This window comes from Aquitalea aquatilis, from assembly GCF_005155025.1.
Taxonomy (GTDB): Bacteria; Pseudomonadota; Gammaproteobacteria; order Burkholderiales; family Chromobacteriaceae; genus Aquitalea; species Aquitalea aquatilis.
In genome coordinates this window covers 950,691-968,192 of record NZ_CP039731.1, presented here as the reverse complement: position 1 = coordinate 968,192, position 17,502 = coordinate 950,691, and the positions used below count along the sequence as shown (strand labels likewise).

Here is a 17,502-nt window from a genome sequence, read left to right as displayed (position 1 = left end):
ATGGCCAAGTTACTGTCTGCACTGATTGCCGGCCTGTTGTTCGGGCTGGGTTTGCTGTTGTCCGGCATGAGCAACCCGGCCAAGGTACTGGGTTTTCTCGATGTGAGTGGCCGCTGGGACCCCAGCCTGGCGCTGGTGATGGCGGGTGCCATTGCGGTGGCGTTTTTTGCCTTTCGCCGGGCCGAAGGCCAAACCCACTCTGTGCTGGGTGAGCCGATGCAGTTGCCCGACAAAAGCCGGCTGACCCTGCGGTTGGTGCTGGGCAGCGTGCTATTCGGCATTGGCTGGGGGCTGGCCGGCATCTGCCCCGGTCCCGGCCTGGTCCTGGCCGGTATGGCGCTGCCGGATGGCTTGTGGTTTGTCGCCGCCATGCTGCTGGGCATGCTGTTGTTCCGCCCGCTGTCGCGATGCCTGTCCTGAGCCAGCTGCTGCCGGCTTGGCTCAGCGGCTATCGTCGTGCCTGGCTGGCGGGTGATATCACCGCTGGCGTAGTGGTAACCCTGCTGCTGGTGCCGCAGAGTCTGGCTTATGCCTTGCTCGCCGGTCTGCCGGTCGAGGCCGGCTTGTACGCCAGCGTGGCCCCCTTGCTGGTGTATGCCTTCAGTGGCAAAAGCTCGGCGCAGTCGGTTGGGCCGATGGCGCTGACCTCGCTACTGACTGCGGCCACCTTGTCGCGCTTTGCCGATGCCGGAGCGACCGACTATCTGGTGCTGGCGGTCTGGCTGGCGCTATTGTCCGGCCTGATGCTGCTGGCCATGGGGCTGGCCCGCCTGGGCTTTATTGCCGACTTGTTGTCCGAGCCGGTACTGTCGGCCTTCACCACGGCTTCGGCCTTGTTAATCATCTTGTCGCAGCTGGCTCCCTTGTCCGGCCTGCACAATCCCGGCAACTCCCTGCCGCAATGGCTGCTTGGCATGTGGCATCAGCCAGTCTGGGCGCAGCCGGCAGCCTTGCTGGTGGGCCTGCTCGCCTTGGGCTGGCTGCTGCTGGCCCGCCGTTGGGGGGCGACTCTGCTGCAAGGGCTGGGCCTGTCGGCCGACACTGCGCGAGTGCTGGTCCGTACCGCTCCGGTACTGGCCATGCTGGCCGGCATTCTGCTGGTACCGGCAGCGCAACATGTGCCGGTGGTCGGCCCGGTGCCGGCTGGTCTGCCACGGCTGGCTCTGCCCCCCATCGGCTTGGCACAGCTGGCTGATCTGGCCTTGCCGGCCTTCTTCATCGCCCTCATCAATTACGTACAGAGCCTGTCGGTGGCGCAACTGCTGGCCGCGCGCAGCCAGGACAGCGTCGACCCCGACCGTGAGCTGGTGGCGCTGGGTCTGTGCAATATCGCAGCCGGGCTGGTGGGCGGCTTCCCGGTGACGGGAGGGCTGACCCGTTCGGTGGTCAATGCCGATGCCGGTGCCCATTCGCAGCTGGCCTCCTTGCTGACAGCGGCCGGCATGCTGCTGGTGATGTGTCTGGCAACTTCCGCGCTGGAGAATCTGCCCTTGCCGGTGCTGGCCGCCACCATCATTGCTGCACTGCTGGCCATGCTGGATGTCGGCAGCCTGAGGCGTGCCTGGCTGGCCGAGCGTGCCGATGCCGTGGCCTGGCTGCTGACCTTTTCACTGGTGCTGTTACTGGGTGTGGACAGCGGCATCATGGCCGGGGTGCTGGTGTCGCTGGCTACGCTGCTGTGGCGCAGCAGCCGGCCGCATATTGCCGAGCTGGGGCGGCTGCCCGGCACCCATCATTTTCGCAACCGCCAGCGCTACGCAGTGGAAACCCTGCCGGGCGTACTGCTGCTGCGGGTGGATGAGAGCCTGTATTTCGGCAATGCCCGCCAAGTTGGCACGGTCTTGCTGCACAGGGCAGGGCAGACGCCCCACTTGCGACAGCTGGTGCTGGTGATGAGTGCGGTCAACCGGGTGGATACCACGGCCTTGTCGATGCTGGAGCATCTGGACCAGCGCTTGCAGCAGGCCGGGGTGGTACTGCATCTGGCTGAAATCAAGGGGCCGGTGGCGGACATCCTGCAACGCAGCGGACTGGGGCAGCGCTTTGCCGGCCGGGTGCATCTGTCGGCACAGGCGGCCTGGCAAAGTCTGGCAGGCCTGCCGGATTATCACATCTAAACAATTCTCCTGGCATGATCCTGCCGCATGGCGCTAGTCCGCTGGGTGAGGGAGGGCTATGCTGTGGCTGTTTCCGGCGCTGGCCGCCTTATCGGCCGGCATGCAACCAAATCGACGCTGCCCGCTCACACCAAAGATGAAAAAAACCTTGCTGGCCAGCCTGCTGGCCATGACCCTGTTGCAACCGCTGGCTGTCTATGCCGATCTGCCTTCCCTGCCTGATCTGGGCGAGATATCCGATGCGTCCTTGTCGATGGCCGACGAAGCCCGTATCGGGCGCGATTTCATGCGTGCCATGCGCGATGCCGGCGATGTGGTGGAGGATGCCGAGGTCAACGACTACATCAATGTCCTGGGACACCGGCTGTCAGCCACAGTACGCATGCCGGGCCTGCAGCTCACTTATTTTGTCGTCAACGACAAGCAGATCAACGCCTTTGCCATGCCCGGCGGCTATGTCGGCATCAATAGCGGCCTGCTGGTCGGCACCCAAAGCGAGGGCGAGCTGGCTTCGGTGGTGGGGCATGAAACCGCCCACGTTACCCAGCGCCATATCGCGCGCATGAAGGCCGCCAGCGACGCCACCAGCCCCTTGCTGCTGTTGGGGACGGTGCTGGCTGCGGTACTCGCGTCGCGTGCCGGCGGTAGCCAGGCCTCCATTGGCACCTTGTCGGCCGGATTGGGCTTGCAGATATCCAATCAGCTGTCATTCTCGCGCGATTTCGAACGCGAAGCCGACCGTGTCGGCATGCAATACCTGGCCCAGGGCGGTTTCGACGTGCGTGCCATGCCGGCCTTCTTCCAGCGGCTGGATGCGGCCAACCGCTATAGCGACAACAACGCCTATGCTTTTCTGCGCACCCATCCGGTGACTTCGCAGCGCATCAGCGAGGCGCAGAATCGCGCACTGGAATACTCGGTGAAAATGAAGGCGGACAGCACCGCCTACCTGCTGGTGCGGGAAAAACTGCGTGTCATGACCATGTCGCCGGACGAGGCGGTGCGCTATTACCAGACCATGCTGGAAAAAGGCCAGTATCTCAATGAGGGAGCCGCGTGGTACGGGATGTCGCGCGCGCAACTGGCCAGTCATCAGTTGCCAGCCGCACGCAGCGCACTGGCCAAGGCGGAAAGCCGCTTGCCGGCTGATCCCATGCTATTCGGGCAGGATGCGGCCATCGCCCGCGAGGGCGGAGACTGGAGTGCTGCCCTGGCCAGCCTGCGCCGTGGACAGGCGCAGTTCAAAGACAGCCAGCCCTTGCAATTGGCCGAGCTGGATGTCCTTATAGATAGCGGCAACCGCACGGGAGCACTGGCTTTGCTGCGCCAGCTGCAAAGCCGCTATCCGCGCTTGGCCGCGTTGTATCGCAGCGAGGCCAAGCTGTTTGCCGACAAGGATGCCCAGCGCTATCACGCGGCCCTGGGCAATGCCTTCTACTTCGAGCGGCGCTACGAGGCCGCTCTGGAGCAGTTCCAGTTTGCCGCGCAAGCCAAGGGCGATGACTTCTATCTGCGTTCTTCCATCGAAGCGCGCATGCGCGAAGTTGAAAAAATGCTGAAAGAAGAAAAGAAGGACTCGGGGAAGTAAACAGGAGTGGCGACTGCATGACGCCGTATCGCAAAAAAACAACATGATGCAGCGCAATATACTGATAAACGGAGCAAATATTGAGTGATAACCCTAATTGCCTATTCCGTTGTCGCCTCCTGAAACTATACACTCCGCAACACCAGAAGAGCTTTTCATAAATGAACATTTTTATTGCGAAAGTGATCGTTTATAATCTGTCTCCAACGAGTCCGGTTCGTTTTTTCGTTTTCGATCCGGTAACACAATAAAGTGGGCATGGACTTGATCCCTGTCCCGGTCACCCCCGATGTGAGGATGAGATATGGCTGCAACCTTCCCTGACGATATCGATCCCCTGGAAACCCAGGAGTGGACTGAAGCGCTGGAGTCGGTTCTGGATACCGAAGGTTCCGAGCGTGCGCATTTCCTGCTGGAAAACCTGGTTGAGCGTACCCGCCGCCGCGGCGCTTACCTGCCCTTCGACGCGACCACCGCGTACCAGAACACCATCCCGGTAGGTAAAGAACAGAAATCCCCCGGTAATCACGAGATGGAGCACCGCATCCGCTCCATCAACCGCTGGAACGCCGCCGCACTGGTACTGCGCGCTGGCAAGAAAAACCTGGAACTGGGCGGCCATATCGCCAGCTTCCAATCCTCCGCCACCCTGTACGACGTGGGTTTCAACCACTTCTGGCGCGCTCCCAATGACGAGCAGGACGGTGACCTGATCTACTTCCAGGGCCACATTGCCCCGGGCGTGTATTCCCGTGCCTTCCTGGAAGGCCGCCTGTCCGAAGCGCAACTGGACAGCTTCCGCCAGGAAGTGGACGGCGATGGCCTGTCTTCCTACCCGCACCCGTGGCTGATGGATGACTTCTGGCAGTTCCCCACCGTATCCATGGGTCTTGGCCCGCTGATGGCCATCTATCAGGCACGTTTCCTCAAGTATCTGGAAAGCCGTGGCCTGGCCCGCACGCCGGGTCGCAAGGTATGGTGCTTCTGCGGTGACGGTGAGATGGACGAACCGGAATCCCTGGGTGCCATCTCCATGGCTGCCCGCGAAGGCCTGGACAACCTGATTTTCGTCATCAACTGCAACCTGCAGCGCCTGGACGGCCCGGTACGCGGCAATGGCAAGATCATCCAGGAACTGGAAGGCGACTTCCGTGGTTCCGGCTGGAACGTGCTGAAAGTGATCTGGGGCAGCCGCTGGGATCCGCTGCTGGCCATGGACACCAAGGGCCTGCTCAAGAAGCGCATGAACGAATGCGTGGATGGCGACTACCAGACCTTCAAATCCAAGGACGGTGCCTACGTTCGCGAACACTTCTTCGGCAAATACCCGGAGCTGCGCGAAATGGTGGCCAATATGTCCGATGATGAAATCTGGGCATTGAACCGTGGCGGTCACGATCCGCACAAGGTATACGCCGCCTACCACGAGGCCACCCACAACGCCAACGGTCGTCCGACCGTGATCCTGGCCAAGACCATCAAGGGCTATGGCATGGGTTCGTCGGGCGAAGCGCAGAACATTGCGCACCAGGCCAAGAAGATGGATATCGACAGCCTGCGCAAATTCCGCGACCGCTTTGGTATCCCGGTATCCGATGCCGACCTGCCGAACGTACCGTACTACAAGCCGGCCGAAGACAGCCCGGAAATGAAGTACATGCGCGAACGCCGCGCCGCGCTGGGTGGCTACCTGCCGGCCCGCAAGCCGGTGAAGGCTCCGCTGGCCATCCCGGGCCTGCACGTGTTCGACAGCCAGCTGGGTGATTCGGGCGAACGCGAGTTCTCCACCACCATGGCCTTCGTGCGCATGCTGGGCACCCTGCTGAAAGACAAGAACATCAGCAAGCAGATCGTACCGATCGTGCCGGATGAATCCCGCACCTTCGGCATGGAAGGCATGTTCCGCCAGTACGGCATCTGGTCCACCCAGGGTCAGAACTACGTACCGCAAGATGCCGACCAGCTGATGTTCTACAAGGAGTCCAAAGACGGCCAGATGCTGCAGGAAGGCATCAACGAGCCGGGCGCGATGTCCTCGTGGATTGCCGCAGCCACCAGCTACGCCAACCACGGCATCCCGATGATTCCGTTCTACATCTACTACTCGATGTTCGGTTTCCAGCGTATCGGTGACCTGGCCTGGGCAGCTGGCGACATGCGCGCCCGTGGCTTCATGCTGGGCGGCACTGCCGGCCGTACCACCCTGAACGGTGAAGGCCTGCAGCACGAAGACGGCCACAGCCACATCCAGGCTGGCCTGATCCCCAACTGCGTGTCCTATGACCCGACCTTCGCCTACGAGCTGGCAGTCATCCTGCAGGACGGTCTGCGCCGCATGTATGGCGAACAGGAAGACGTGTTCTATTACATCACCCTGATGAACGAGAACTACACCCACCCGGCCATGCCGCAAGGCGCCGAGCAGGGCATCATCAAGGGCATGTACCTGCTGAAGGACGGCGGCGACGCCAAGGTGAAGGTACAGCTGATGGGTTCCGGCACCATCCTGCGTGAAGTGATGGCCGCTGCCGACCTGCTGCGCAACGATTTCGGCATCGCCTCCGACATCTGGAGCGTGACTTCCTTCAACGAACTGCGTCGCGACGGCATGGAAGCTTCCCGCTTCAACCTGCTGCACCCGACCGAAGCGGCCCGCAAGTCCTTTGTCGAGCAACAGCTGGAAGGCCGCAGCGGTCCGGTGATTGCCGCTACCGACTACATCCGCAACTACGCTGACCAGATCCGCGAATACGTACCGGGTCGCTACGTGGTACTGGGCACCGACGGTTTCGGCCGCTCCGACAGCCGCGCCAAGCTGCGCGAGTTCTTCGAAGTGGATCGTCACTACGTCGCCGTGGCTGCCCTGTCCGCCCTGGCCCGTGAAGGCAAGATCGAAGCGGCCAAGGTGGCCGAAGCGATTGCCAAGTACGGCATCAAGGCTGACAAGCTGCCTTCCTGGAAGGCCTAAGGTCGTGAGTAGGGAGCGGGGACTGGTGGATGACACCTTCTTCGCTCATGCAGCCAACGAACAGAGGGAAGCGGATGGACCGTTGCGTGGCGGGCTGATTAGCCGTCGCCAGCGGCACACCCCCAAATAATCATGAGCAATCTGATCGAACTGAAAGTGCCCGACATCGGTGGGCACAGCAATGTAGACATTATCGAAGTGTTCATCACCGTGGGTCAGACCGTGGCGGTGGACGATTCGCTGATCACCCTGGAAACCGACAAGGCCACCATGGAAGTACCGGCCGAAGCCGCCGGCGTGGTCAAGGAAGTGAAAGCCGTGCTTGGCGGCAAGATTTCCGAAGGCGATGTGATTGCCATCATCGAAGTGGCAGCCACTGCAGCTGCGCCGGCACCGGCTGCCGCCGTTGCCGCTCCGGTAGCCCCAGCCGCTGCCCCGGTAGCCGTTGCTGCCGCAGCGGCCGCGACGCCTGCTGCACCGGCTGCCAGCGGCCGCATCGACATCGTGGTGCCGGATATCGGCGGCCACAACGGTGTGGACGTGATTGAAGTGTCGGTCAAGGTCGGCGATGTCATCAGTGTGGATGATTCGCTGATCACCCTGGAAACCGACAAGGCCACCATGGAAGTGCCGTCTACTGCTGCCGGCAAGGTGGTCGAAGTCAAAGTCGCTGTCGGCGGTAAAGTCAGCCAGGGTGACCTGATCGTGGTGGTGGAAGGCGCTGTTGCCGCCGCCGCTGCGCCGGTTGCTGCCGCTGTTGCTGCCCCCGCTCCCGTTGCTGCGCCGGCCCCGGTGGCTGCTGCGCCTGCTGTGGTAGCGCCGGCTGCGGCCAGCACCAGCCTGCCGGCCATCAACGAAGCCAGCTTCTCCAAAGCCCATGCCGGCCCGTCGGTACGCCGTCTGGCGCGTGAGCTGGGTGTGGATCTGGGCCGCGTCAAGGGCTCGGGCCGCAAGGGGCGCATCATTGATGCCGACGTGAAGGCCTTTGTGAAGGGCGTGCTGCAGAACCCGGTGGCTGCTGCGCCGGCTGCTGCTGCCGGTTCCGGCGTGGGTCTGGACCTGCTGCCGTGGCCGAAGGTGGATTTCGCCAAGTTCGGCCCGATCGAAACCAAGCCGCTGTCGCGCATCCAGAAGATTTCCGGTGCCAACCTCAGCCGCAACTGGGTGATGATCCCGCACGTGACGTTCAACGACGAGTGCGACATCACCGAGCTGGAAGACTTCCGCAAGAGCATTGGCAAGGAATGGGAAAAGTCCGGGCTGAAGATTTCGCCGCTGGCCTTCATCATCAAGGCCGCTGCTGAAGCGCTCAAGGCTTTCCCCAACTTCAACAGCTCGCTGGACGGCGACAATCTGGTACTCAAGCAGTACTACCACATTGGCTTTGCCGCAGACACGCCAAATGGCCTGGTCGTGCCGGTGATCAAGGACGCCGACAAGAAGGGCCTGAAGCAGATCGCCCAGGAACTGACCAATCTGTCCGCGCTGGCGCGTGACGGCAAGCTCAAGCCGACCGACATGCAGGGTGCCACCTTCACCATCTCCAGTCTGGGTGGCATTGGCGGCAGCAGCTTCACCCCCATCGTGAATGCGCCGGAAGTGGCCATCCTGGGTGTGTGCAAGTCGCAGATCAAGCCGATCTGGAATGGCAAGGAATTCACCCCGCGCCTGATGTGCCCGCTGTCGCTGTCCTTCGATCATCGCGTGATCGACGGTGCCGCCGCTGCACGCTTCACCGTGTATCTGGGCAAGCTGCTGTCCGACGTGCGTCGCCTGATCCTCTGAAATCGTGAGTAGGGTGTGGGGAGCTGCGTGTGCCGTCAGGCCGCGCTTCCCCATCGGGAAAACGAACTGATAAAGGAATGCGGGTGGTGGATGGCAGACGGGGCAAGCCCCGATGCGCCGTGCGCCACTCCCAAAAGCCATGAGCAATCTGATTGAACTGAAAGTCCCGGATATCGGCGGCCACAGCAATGTGGACGTGATCGAAGTCTTTGTGAAACCGGGCGATGTGGTGAGCAAGGACGACAGTCTCATCACCCTGGAAACCGACAAGGCCACCATGGAAGTACCGGCGGAAACCGCTGGCGTGGTGAAGGAAGTCAAAGTGGCCGTAGGCAGCAAGGTGAGCGAGGGCGATGTGATCGTCATCGTGGAAGCCGCTGCCGCAGCCAGCGCCGCCCCGGCTGAAGCCAAACCGCTGGAAACCACCGGTGTGGCATCCGCCCACACCCAGGCCGGTTTTGCCCCGCCGGCAGCGCCAATGGCCGCCAGCCATGGTGGTGGTGCCGATATCGAATGCGACGTGATGGTACTGGGCGGTGGCCCTGGTGGTTATTCCGCCGCCTTCCGTGCCGCCGACCTGGGCCAGAAAGTGGTCATCGTCGAGCGTTACTCCACCCTGGGTGGCGTGTGCCTGAACGTGGGTTGCATTCCGTCCAAGGCACTGCTGCACAATGCCGCGGTGATCGACGAAGTCAGCCATCTGGCGGCCAACGGCATCAAGTTCGGCAAGCCGGAAGTGGATATCGACCTGTTGCGCGGCTACAAGGAAAAGGTCATCAGCAAGCTGACCGGTGGCCTGGCTGGCATGGCCAAGGCCCGCAAGGTGCAGATCGTGCGCGGCAATGGCCGCTTCATCGATCCGCATCACCTGGAAGTGTCGGTGACTTCCGGCAATGGCCGCGAAGAGTCCGGTGAGAAAACCATCATCAAGTTCAGCAACGCCATCATCGCCGCGGGTTCGCGCGTAGTGAAGCTGCCCTTCATTCCGGACGATCCGCGTGTGGTGGACTCCACCGGCGCACTGGAACTGAAAGCCGTACCGGAAAAAATGCTGATCATCGGTGGCGGCATTATCGGTCTGGAAATGGGTACGGTGTATTCCACGCTGGGCGCGCGCCTGGACGTGGTGGAAATGCTGGACGGCCTGATGCAGGGGGCTGACCGCGATCTGGTCAAGGTATGGCAGAAGTGGAATGCCCATCGCTTCGACAACATCATGCTGAACACCAAAACCGTGGCGGTGGAGCCTAAGGAAGACGGCGTGTACGTCACCTTCGAGGGCGAACAGGCCCCGAAAGAACCGCAGCGCTACGACCTGGTGCTGTATGCGACTGGCCGTGCACCGAATGGCAAGCTGCTGGCAGCAGAAAACGCCGGCGTGGCCGTGACCGACCGTGGCTTTATCCCGGTGGACAAGCAGCAGCGCACCAACGTGCCGCACATCTACGCCATTGGTGACATCGTCGGTCAGCCGATGCTGGCGCACAAGGGCGTGCATGAAGGCCACGTGGCGGCGGAAAACTGCGCCGGGCACAAGGCCTTCTTCGATGCGCGCGTGATTCCGGGTGTGGCCTATACCGATCCGGAAGTGGCTTGGGTAGGCATGACCGAAGACGAAGCCAAGAAGCAGGGTATCAAGGTGGAGAAATCCGTCTTCCCGTGGGCGGCTTCCGGTCGCGCCATTGCCAACGGTCGTGACGAAGGCTTTACCAAGCTGATTTTCGACCCGGCGACCCACCAGGTGATCGGTGGCGGCATTGTCGGCCCGCACGCCGGCGACATGATTGGCGAAATCTGCCTGGCGATTGAAATGGGCTGCGATGCAGAAGACATCGCCAAGACCATTCACCCGCACCCGACCATGGGCGAATCCATCGGCATGGCTGCCGAAGTGTTCGAAGGCAGCTGCACCGACCTGCCGCCGCAGCGCAAGAAGTAAGTGACCGGCCCCGGCAGTCTTGCCGGGCTGGTGTACTGCAGTGACGGCCCGCTCCGGCGGGCTGTGTCGTATCTCTCTCAGTCTTGTGGCGGAACTTTCCGCCTTTTTTTTATGCCGGTGCGCCAGGCGCATGGTCTCCTGCCTGCGCGGCTGCTACCGACATTCCTCGCCAGACTGAACCAGTTTCGCTACCATCAGTCGGATTCCTGATGAATGTCGACATGCTGCCACGAACCCATCCCCTTGCCTTGTCATCCGCTTTCGCCCTCGCGCTGTGCGCTGCACCGGCATGGGCCAAGGTGGATTACACCGTCAGTGTGGAAGCACCGGCGGCGCTCGCCACTCTGCTAAATGAGCACCTGGAGTTGATCTCCGCCCGCAACGATGCGGATCTGGATGATTTCCAGCTGCAAGCCATCATCAAGGAAACCCCCTCCGCCGCGCAGGCACTGCTGGAAACCGAAGGTTATTTTTCTGCCCGCATCCACGTGGAAGAGCAGGGGGCACAGCACTATGTGCTGAAGGTGGAGGCCGGCGAGCCGGTCATCATCGACGATGTCACGCTGCAGCTGAATGGGCCGATTCGCCAGCAGGCCGATTATCAGCAAAGGCTGGCTACGGTGCTGGAAGCCTGGGCGCTGCCGATGGGCGCGCCTTACCGCCAGGACGACTGGAGCAGCAGCAAGCGTGCTATCTTGCGCTTGCTCACCATCGACCGTTTCCCGCTGGCCCGCATCGTCAAAAGCCAGGCCGATATCGACCCACAAACCCATCGTGGCCAGTTGCTGGTACAGGTGGACAGCGGGCCACAGATTAGCTTCGGCCCCACCCATATCAGCGGCAACCGGCGCTATCCGCTGAATGTGGCCACCGGACTGGCCGATTTCCGCCAGGGTGACCCCTATCAGCAGAAGAAGCTGCTGGATTATCAGTCGGCGCTGGAACAGTCTCCGCATTACTCCGGCGTGGTGGTCAGTGCCGACATGGCGCGTATCGAGCAGGATCAGGTGCCGGTGGAAGTCAGCCTGACCGAATTTCCCAAGCAGAAGCTGGAGCTGGGTCTGACTTACGACTCGGAAGACGGTCCGGGTACCCGTATCGGTTATGACTACTACAATCTGTTCGGCAAGGGCTGGACCGGTTCGGTATTGCTGGACTGGAAAAACAGCGACCGCAATCTCAGCTTTGGTCTGGGCTTCCCGCGCCAGGCCAATGGCTACTCGCACTCCATTACTTCCTCGTTCAAGCAAACCGATATCCAGGGCGTGAAAACCACCACGGTGGACGCCGGTGCCTGGCGCATCCGCTCGCATGACAAGATCAATGCCCGCTTCGGGGTGGAGTTCATCCAGGAAAAGGAAACCATCGGCAACACGCCCAGTAACAATACCCGGGCGCTGCTGGGGGCATTCGGCTGGACCCGGCGCGATGTGGACGACCCGCTGCGCCCGCGTTCCGGCACGCTGCTGGATGTTTCGCTGTCCAGCACGCTGGGTTCCTTGTTGTCGACCACCAGCTTTGTGCGCGGTTATGTGCGCGGCGTGAGTTACTGGAGCCCCTGGCCCAAATACGGCACCTTGCTGACCAGGCTGGAGCTGGGGCAGGTGTGGGCCAAGGACAGCGATGAAGTGCCGTCTTCCCAGCTATTCCGTGCCGGTGGTTCCAATAGCGTGCGTGGTTACGACTACCAGAGCCTGGGCCTGCCTGGCCCGGATGGTGCGGTGGTGGGCGGACGGGTGGTGGCGACGGCTACGCTGGAATATCAGATTCCGGTGGCCAAGGACTGGGCCGTTGCCCTGTTCCACGATGCCGGTAATGCTGCCCAAAGCTGGCAAAGCTTCAGACTTGAGCATGCCAATGGTGTCGGTCTGCGCTGGCTGAGCCCGGTAGCGCCCTTGTCGATGGATATCGCCAAGGCCGAGAAAGACGGCAAATTGCGCTGGAATATGAGCCTGGGGCTGGCATTCTGATGAGCGAAAACCTGCCTCCCGTCGCACCGGCCATGCCGGATACCCCGCCGCCGGCGACGCCACCGACCCGTCCTCGCCGGCGCTGGTGGCGCTATGTCTGCTTGCTGCTGGTGCTGGCCCTGTTCAGCGCCCTGGGCTGGCTGACTGGCAATGAGCAGGGTTTTGCCTGGTTGTGTCAGCAACTGCCGGCGCTGACCGGGCAGCAATTGAGCATCGCGCGCAGCGAGGGCACGCTGTGGTCGGGTTTTACCCTGCATGACATTCGCTGGCGCGCGCAGTACGAGGATGCCGACATCGACCGCCTGCAGCTGCAATGGCAGCCGTCTGCCTTATGGCAAGGCCAGGTGCAGGTGCAGGCACTCAGCATTGGCCATGTACGATTGACCACGCGCCCCAGCCCGCCCACGCCGGCCGCTGGAGCGCCAGCCTCGCTGTCGCTGCCGGTAGCCGTACAAGTGGACAAGCTGAGTCTGGCCAGCCTTACCGTATTGCCGGGCGATGTGCGCTTGTACGGCCTGCAGGCGGCTTATCGCTATGACCGCCAGCAGCACAGTGTGCAGCTGCACAGTCTGCAAACCCCCTGGGGCAGCACCAGTGCCGCGCTGCAATTGGGAGATAGCAGTCCCTTCGCCATCCGTGGCCAACTGCAGGCCCAGGGCGAACTGGAACAGATTGCACTACTGGCCGGACTGAAACTAGGCGGTAATCTGCTGCAGCTGCAAGTGGATGGCACCGCCAGCGGCAAGGGCATGCTGGCTGAGGCTCATGGCTTGCTGCACCCTTTTGCTTTCAATCCCTACAACCGTTTCAGCCGGCTGGATGTGCGCGTGGGCGGCATCAACCCGCAGGCCATCATGCCGGCCTGGCCCAAGGCCCGGCTGGGTTTTGCCGTGCATGCCGAACCGGACGGCGGCCCGCGCATCAAGGGCGGGCTATCCCTGCTCAACAGCCAGCCCGGCCCGCTGTCAGCCAGCCAGCTCCCCCTGTCGTTGTTGGTGGGGGAATTCCGTGCCGACGAAAAAGCACTGCATCTGGACAAGTTGATGGCCCAGCTGGGCGGTGGTCAGCTCAACCTCACCGGCAAGGTCGAACACAACTCGCTGGACATCGTGGCGCTGCTGGACAATATCGGCCTGCGTACCCTGCATGAGGCCGCGCCGGATGATGTCATCAAGGGCACGGCGCGGGTGGCCGGAGCACTGAGCGGACCCGATATCAAGGCCAGCCTGTATGGCAAGACCCTGCAATTGCAGACGGCACTGGGCTTTCAGCAGGCGGCTGCCGGCAAGGTGCTGCTGCTGCGCCAGCTGGATCTGACTGCAGGTGCCGGCAAAGTGGCGCTGAGCGGCCAGCTGGGGCTGGAAGGACGGCAGGAATACCTGCTGGAAGGCAAGTTGCTCAAGGCTGATCCCTCGCGCTTGCAAGCGGGTTTGCCGGCTGGCGAACTGAATGCCGCCATCAAGGCCAGCGGTCAGCTGGCCGCGCCGCTCAGTGGCAAGGTGGCACTGCAGTTCGCACCCAGTCGGCTGTCGGGTGCCGCGTTGTCCGGCCAGTTCAGCGCCGATTGGCAGGGACAGCGTTTGCGCCAGCTGGGGGCCGACCTCCGGCTGGCCAGTAACCGGCTGCAGGCCAGCGGTGCCTATGGCGCGGCCGGCGACAAACTCAAGCTGTTGATCGATGCCCCCAATCTGTCGCTGCTGGGACGGGATTTCTCCGGTGTGATCAAGGGCCAGGCCGAACTGGCCGGCACCCCCAAGGCACCGCTGCTCAGCGCCAGCCTGCGCGCGGAGCGGCTGCGCCTGCCGGGTAATCTGGCGGTGCAGAGCCTGAGTCTGGACGGTGACATCAAGGCTGACCCCAGCAGTCCTTTCCGCCTGCAACTGGTAGCCGACAAGCTGCAGGCCGGCAGCTTCAGTGCCGAGCAACTGCGGGCACAGAGCAGTGGCACCCGCACCCGCCACCGGCTGCAACTGGATGGACGACTGCGGCTGGACGGCCGCCCCTATGGCTTGCAGCTGGCCGCCAGTGGTGGTCTGCCGGTCAATAGCGGTCAGTGGCAAGGCGTGCTGGAACGCTTGGAACTGACGGGCAAGCCCGGACTGAGCCTGCTGTCACCGCTGGCGCTGGAAGCCGGTGCGGCACGCATCAAACTGGGCAGTGCCCGGCTGGCGCTGCTGGGCGGCAGCCTGAGCCTGAGCGAGCTGACCCGTACCAGCGATGGAGCCCTGAGCACGCAAGGCCATGCCGAGGGCTTGCGGCTGACCGACTTGGCCCCGCTGCTTCATTTGCCGGTCGAGCAGAATCTGGTGCTGGATAGCGGCTGGGACTTGAAGCTGAACGGTAATCGGCCGCAAGGTCAGCTCTGGCTGAAACGCGCGGCCGGCGACATCAGCCTGCCGGCCGAGGCCGGACGTCCTGCCGCACTCGGACTGAAATCTGCCCAGCTCAGGCTGCGCTTTGACGGTGGCAGCCTGTTGTTCGACACCGACATCGACAGCCGCTATGCCCAGCTGACAGGCAAGGGCAGCCTGCCATGGAATGGCGGGGTCATCGACAGCCGCACCCCGCTGTCGGCCACCGCCTCGGTATCGCTGCCTTCATTGGCCAACCTGGCGCAGCTGTCTTCGCCCTCGCTCGAACTGGCCGGCCAGCTGTCGGCCAATCTGTCGCTGACCGGGCCTCTGGGACAGTTGCAGGCCCAGGGCTCCATCCAGGGCAGCAAGCTGCTGCTGGCCGACCACAAAACCGGTATCCGGCTGGGCGATGGCGTGTTGCAGGCCAGAATGAGTGGCCGCAGCCTGATCCTGGACAAGCTGCGCTTTGCCGGCGGCCAGGGTGAAGTGAGCGCCAGCGGCAGTCTGGACCTGAAAGAAGCCGGACCGGATGCCACGGTGAGGGTCACGCTGAACAAGTTCAGCGTGTTCGATAAGCCCAGCCGCAAGCTGGTGGTATCCGGCAGTACCGAACTGAGCATGGTGGATAAGAAAATTTCGCTGACCGGTCGTATTCGTGCCGATCAGGGCCGTATCGATCTGCCCAAGACCGGTGCGCCCAGCCTGAGTGACGATGTGGTGATCAAGGGGCGCGAGACTGCCGAGCCGTCGGCCTTTGCCAGCCTGCCGCTGACCGTGGCGCTGGATCTCGATCTGGGCGAGCGTTTCCGTCTGGTTGGTCAGGGGCTGGACGTGGAGCTGACCGGCGTGGTCAAGGTCACGGCCAATCCGGGCATGCCACCAGGCGCGCGCGGACAGGTGAGGGTGGTCAAGGGGCGCTACAAGGCTTATGGCCAGGACCTGGATATCGAGCAGGGCATCATCAGTTTTGTCGGCCCACTGGACAATCCGGTGCTGAATGTCGTGGCCAAGCGCCATCTGTCCCCGGTGGGGGCTGGTGTGGAGGTGACTGGCAGCGTGGCTGCGCCACGCATCCGGCTGGTAGCTGATGAATCGATGTCGGAAAAGGACAAGCTGTCCTGGCTGGTGTTGGGTCATGCTGCCAGTGGCGATCGCGACGATGCTGCGCTGGCTGCCTCCGCCGGCATGATGCTGGCCGGTTCCATCAATGATCAGGTGGGTCTGTTCGACGAGTTGGGGCTAGCCAGTCGCAAGGAAAGAACCCTGGCCAATGGTACGGTAAGCCCGGCCGAGCAGGTGGTGACGGTGGGGCGTCAGCTCACCCGTGAACTGTACCTGGGCTACGAATATGGCGTGACCAGCGCCGATCAGGCAGTCAAGCTGGCCTACCAGCTGAGCAAGGGCTGGTCCATGGTATTGCGTGCCGGCACCAATACCTCGGTGGAGTCTCGCTACACCCTGCGCTTCGATTAGCGCCAACGCCTGGCGGGCCGCCCTGCACTTTGTCCCGGTATCGCCCGCCAGGGTTTTTCTCCCAGTCTTTGCAGTCCTGTACCTGATTGCGGAGACTGTTCCCATGCACAGCGCCATTCTGCCCGGCATCCTGCGTATCAACGATGAAATGGTGGCCCTGCGCCGCCAGTTGCATGCTCATCCCGAACTGGGTTTCGAGGAGTTCAATACCCGGCGGCTGGTGATGGAAAAGCTGCAGGGCTGGGGCTACCAGCTCACCGAAGGTATCGGCGGCACCGGGGTGGTGGCGAGTCTGCATTGCGGTCGCGGGCCAACCATTGGCCTGCGTGCCGACATGGATGCCCTGCCCATTCAGGAGGAAACCGGCCTGCCCTGGGCCAGTCGCATCGACGGCAAGATGCATGCCTGCGGTCATGATGGCCACACCGCCATCCTGCTGGCCGCCGCCTGCGAGCTGGCACGCAGCCGGCGTTTTGCCGGCACCCTGCACCTGATTTTCCAGCCGGCAGAGGAGGGGCATGGCGGCTCCGGTGCCCAGCGCATGCTGGATGACGGGCTGTTTCAGCGCTTTCCCTGTGATGCCATCTTCGCCTTGCACAATATGCCGGGCATCCCGCTGGGCAAGCTGGGTTTTCGTGCCGGCCCCTTCATGGCCTCCACCGACACCATCACCATTCTGATCCATGGCACTGGTGGTCATGGCGCCATGCCACAACGCGCAGTCGACCCGGTGGTGGTGGCGGCGTCGCTGGTGCTGGCATTGCAGACCATTGTTTCGCGCAATGTGCCACCGCTGGAAACGGCGGTGCTTACCGTGGGGGCCATTCTGGCCGGCGATGCCGCCAATGTGATTCCGGCCAGTGCCGAATTGCGCCTCACTGTACGCGCGCTGAATCCGGCTGTGCGTGATTTGCTGCACCAGCGCATCCGCCAACTGGCCGAGCAACATGCCGCCGGTTTCGGCGCACAGGCGGAGGTGCTGTTTCAGCATGGCTATCCGGTCTTGGTCAACGATGACGTGATTACCCAGCAGGCCATGTTGCTGGCGAGCGAGTGGCTGGGTGCCAACAACGTCATCGCCGATCTGGAACCATTGACCGGCAGTGAGGACTTTGCTTACTGGCTGGAGCAGGTACCCGGCTGCTACTTCATTGTTGGCAACGGTGATGGTGATGGCGGCTGCATGGTGCACAACCCCGGCTATGACTTCAACGACCAGGCTTTGCCGCTGGCTGCCAGTTTCTGGGTGCGGCTGGTGGAGCACTGGCTGGGGCCGGCCATTGCCGCCACGGCGGACTGAGCGCGGAA

At 62.7% G+C, this 17,502-nt stretch carries 9 protein-coding genes; all 9 read left to right on the top strand.

Annotated elements, in window-relative coordinates; genetic code table 11:
• The 9 genes from FAZ30_RS04305 to FAZ30_RS04265 all read left to right on the top strand — a co-directional run bounded on the left by FAZ30_RS04305 (window position 1) and on the right by FAZ30_RS04265 (window position 17,494).
• Window positions 1–420: a DUF6691 family protein gene (locus tag FAZ30_RS04305; RefSeq protein WP_124644074.1), complete on the top strand. Its 420-nt coding sequence runs from the start codon at window positions 1–3 to the stop codon at window positions 418–420.
• Complete coding sequence (locus tag FAZ30_RS04300; RefSeq protein WP_246043405.1) at window positions 408–2,117, top strand: SulP family inorganic anion transporter; 1,710 nt, start codon at window positions 408–410, stop codon at window positions 2,115–2,117. The genes FAZ30_RS04305 and FAZ30_RS04300 overlap by 13 nt, the downstream gene beginning before the upstream one ends.
• 136 nt (window positions 2,118–2,253) lie before the next feature.
• Window positions 2,254–3,705 carry a M48 family metalloprotease gene (locus FAZ30_RS04295; protein WP_137008864.1) on the top strand — a complete coding sequence of 484 codons (1,452 nt, stop codon included), beginning with the start codon at window positions 2,254–2,256 and terminating at the stop codon, window positions 3,703–3,705.
• A gap of 304 nt (window positions 3,706–4,009) precedes the next feature.
• On the top strand, window positions 4,010–6,673 hold the full coding sequence (gene aceE / locus FAZ30_RS04290; protein ID WP_124644076.1) for a pyruvate dehydrogenase (acetyl-transferring), homodimeric type: 2,664 nt from the start codon (window positions 4,010–4,012) through the stop codon (window positions 6,671–6,673).
• A gap of 132 nt (window positions 6,674–6,805) precedes the next feature.
• Window positions 6,806–8,458, top strand: a complete 1,653-nt coding sequence (gene aceF / locus FAZ30_RS04285; protein ID WP_124644077.1) for a dihydrolipoyllysine-residue acetyltransferase — start codon at window positions 6,806–6,808, stop codon at window positions 8,456–8,458.
• Between the two features lie 139 nt (window positions 8,459–8,597).
• Window positions 8,598–10,397: a dihydrolipoyl dehydrogenase gene (lpdA, locus tag FAZ30_RS04280; protein ID WP_137008862.1), complete on the top strand. Its 1,800-nt coding sequence runs from the start codon at window positions 8,598–8,600 to the stop codon at window positions 10,395–10,397.
• 221 nt (window positions 10,398–10,618) lie between these two features.
• On the top strand, window positions 10,619–12,367 hold the full coding sequence (locus FAZ30_RS04275) for an autotransporter assembly complex protein TamA (RefSeq protein ID WP_233578487.1): 1,749 nt from the start codon (window positions 10,619–10,621) through the stop codon (window positions 12,365–12,367).
• Window positions 12,367–16,194, top strand: coding sequence for a translocation/assembly module TamB domain-containing protein (locus FAZ30_RS04270; RefSeq protein WP_137008860.1), 3,828 nt, complete (start codon window positions 12,367–12,369; stop codon window positions 16,192–16,194). The genes FAZ30_RS04275 and FAZ30_RS04270 overlap by 1 nt, the downstream gene beginning before the upstream one ends.
• A gap of 103 nt (window positions 16,195–16,297) precedes the next feature.
• Window positions 16,298–17,494 (top strand): M20 aminoacylase family protein, encoded by a 1,197-nt coding sequence (locus FAZ30_RS04265; RefSeq protein ID WP_137008858.1) that lies wholly within the window; start codon window positions 16,298–16,300, stop codon window positions 17,492–17,494.
• The last annotated feature ends 8 nt before the right edge of the window (window positions 17,495–17,502 follow it).

What these genes read in the sequence shown, in the direction of transcription:
- FAZ30_RS04270 (WP_137008860.1), top strand. Translation starts at nt 12,367, where the DNA reads ATGAGCGAAAACCTGCCTCCCGTCGCACCGGCCATGCCGGATACCCCG.
- aceE (WP_124644076.1), top strand. Translation starts at nt 4,010, where the DNA reads ATGGCTGCAACCTTCCCTGACGATATCGATCCCCTGGAAACCCAGGAG.
- FAZ30_RS04295 (WP_137008864.1), top strand. Translation starts at nt 2,254, where the DNA reads ATGAAAAAAACCTTGCTGGCCAGCCTGCTGGCCATGACCCTGTTGCAA.
- FAZ30_RS04275 (WP_233578487.1), top strand. Translation starts at nt 10,619, where the DNA reads ATGCTGCCACGAACCCATCCCCTTGCCTTGTCATCCGCTTTCGCCCTC.
- FAZ30_RS04300 (WP_246043405.1), top strand. Translation starts at nt 408, where the DNA reads ATGCCTGTCCTGAGCCAGCTGCTGCCGGCTTGGCTCAGCGGCTATCGT.
- aceF (WP_124644077.1), top strand. Translation starts at nt 6,806, where the DNA reads ATGAGCAATCTGATCGAACTGAAAGTGCCCGACATCGGTGGGCACAGC.
- lpdA (WP_137008862.1), top strand. Translation starts at nt 8,598, where the DNA reads ATGAGCAATCTGATTGAACTGAAAGTCCCGGATATCGGCGGCCACAGC.
- FAZ30_RS04305 (WP_124644074.1), top strand. Translation starts at nt 1, where the DNA reads ATGGCCAAGTTACTGTCTGCACTGATTGCCGGCCTGTTGTTCGGGCTG.
- FAZ30_RS04265 (WP_137008858.1), top strand. Translation starts at nt 16,298, where the DNA reads ATGCACAGCGCCATTCTGCCCGGCATCCTGCGTATCAACGATGAAATG.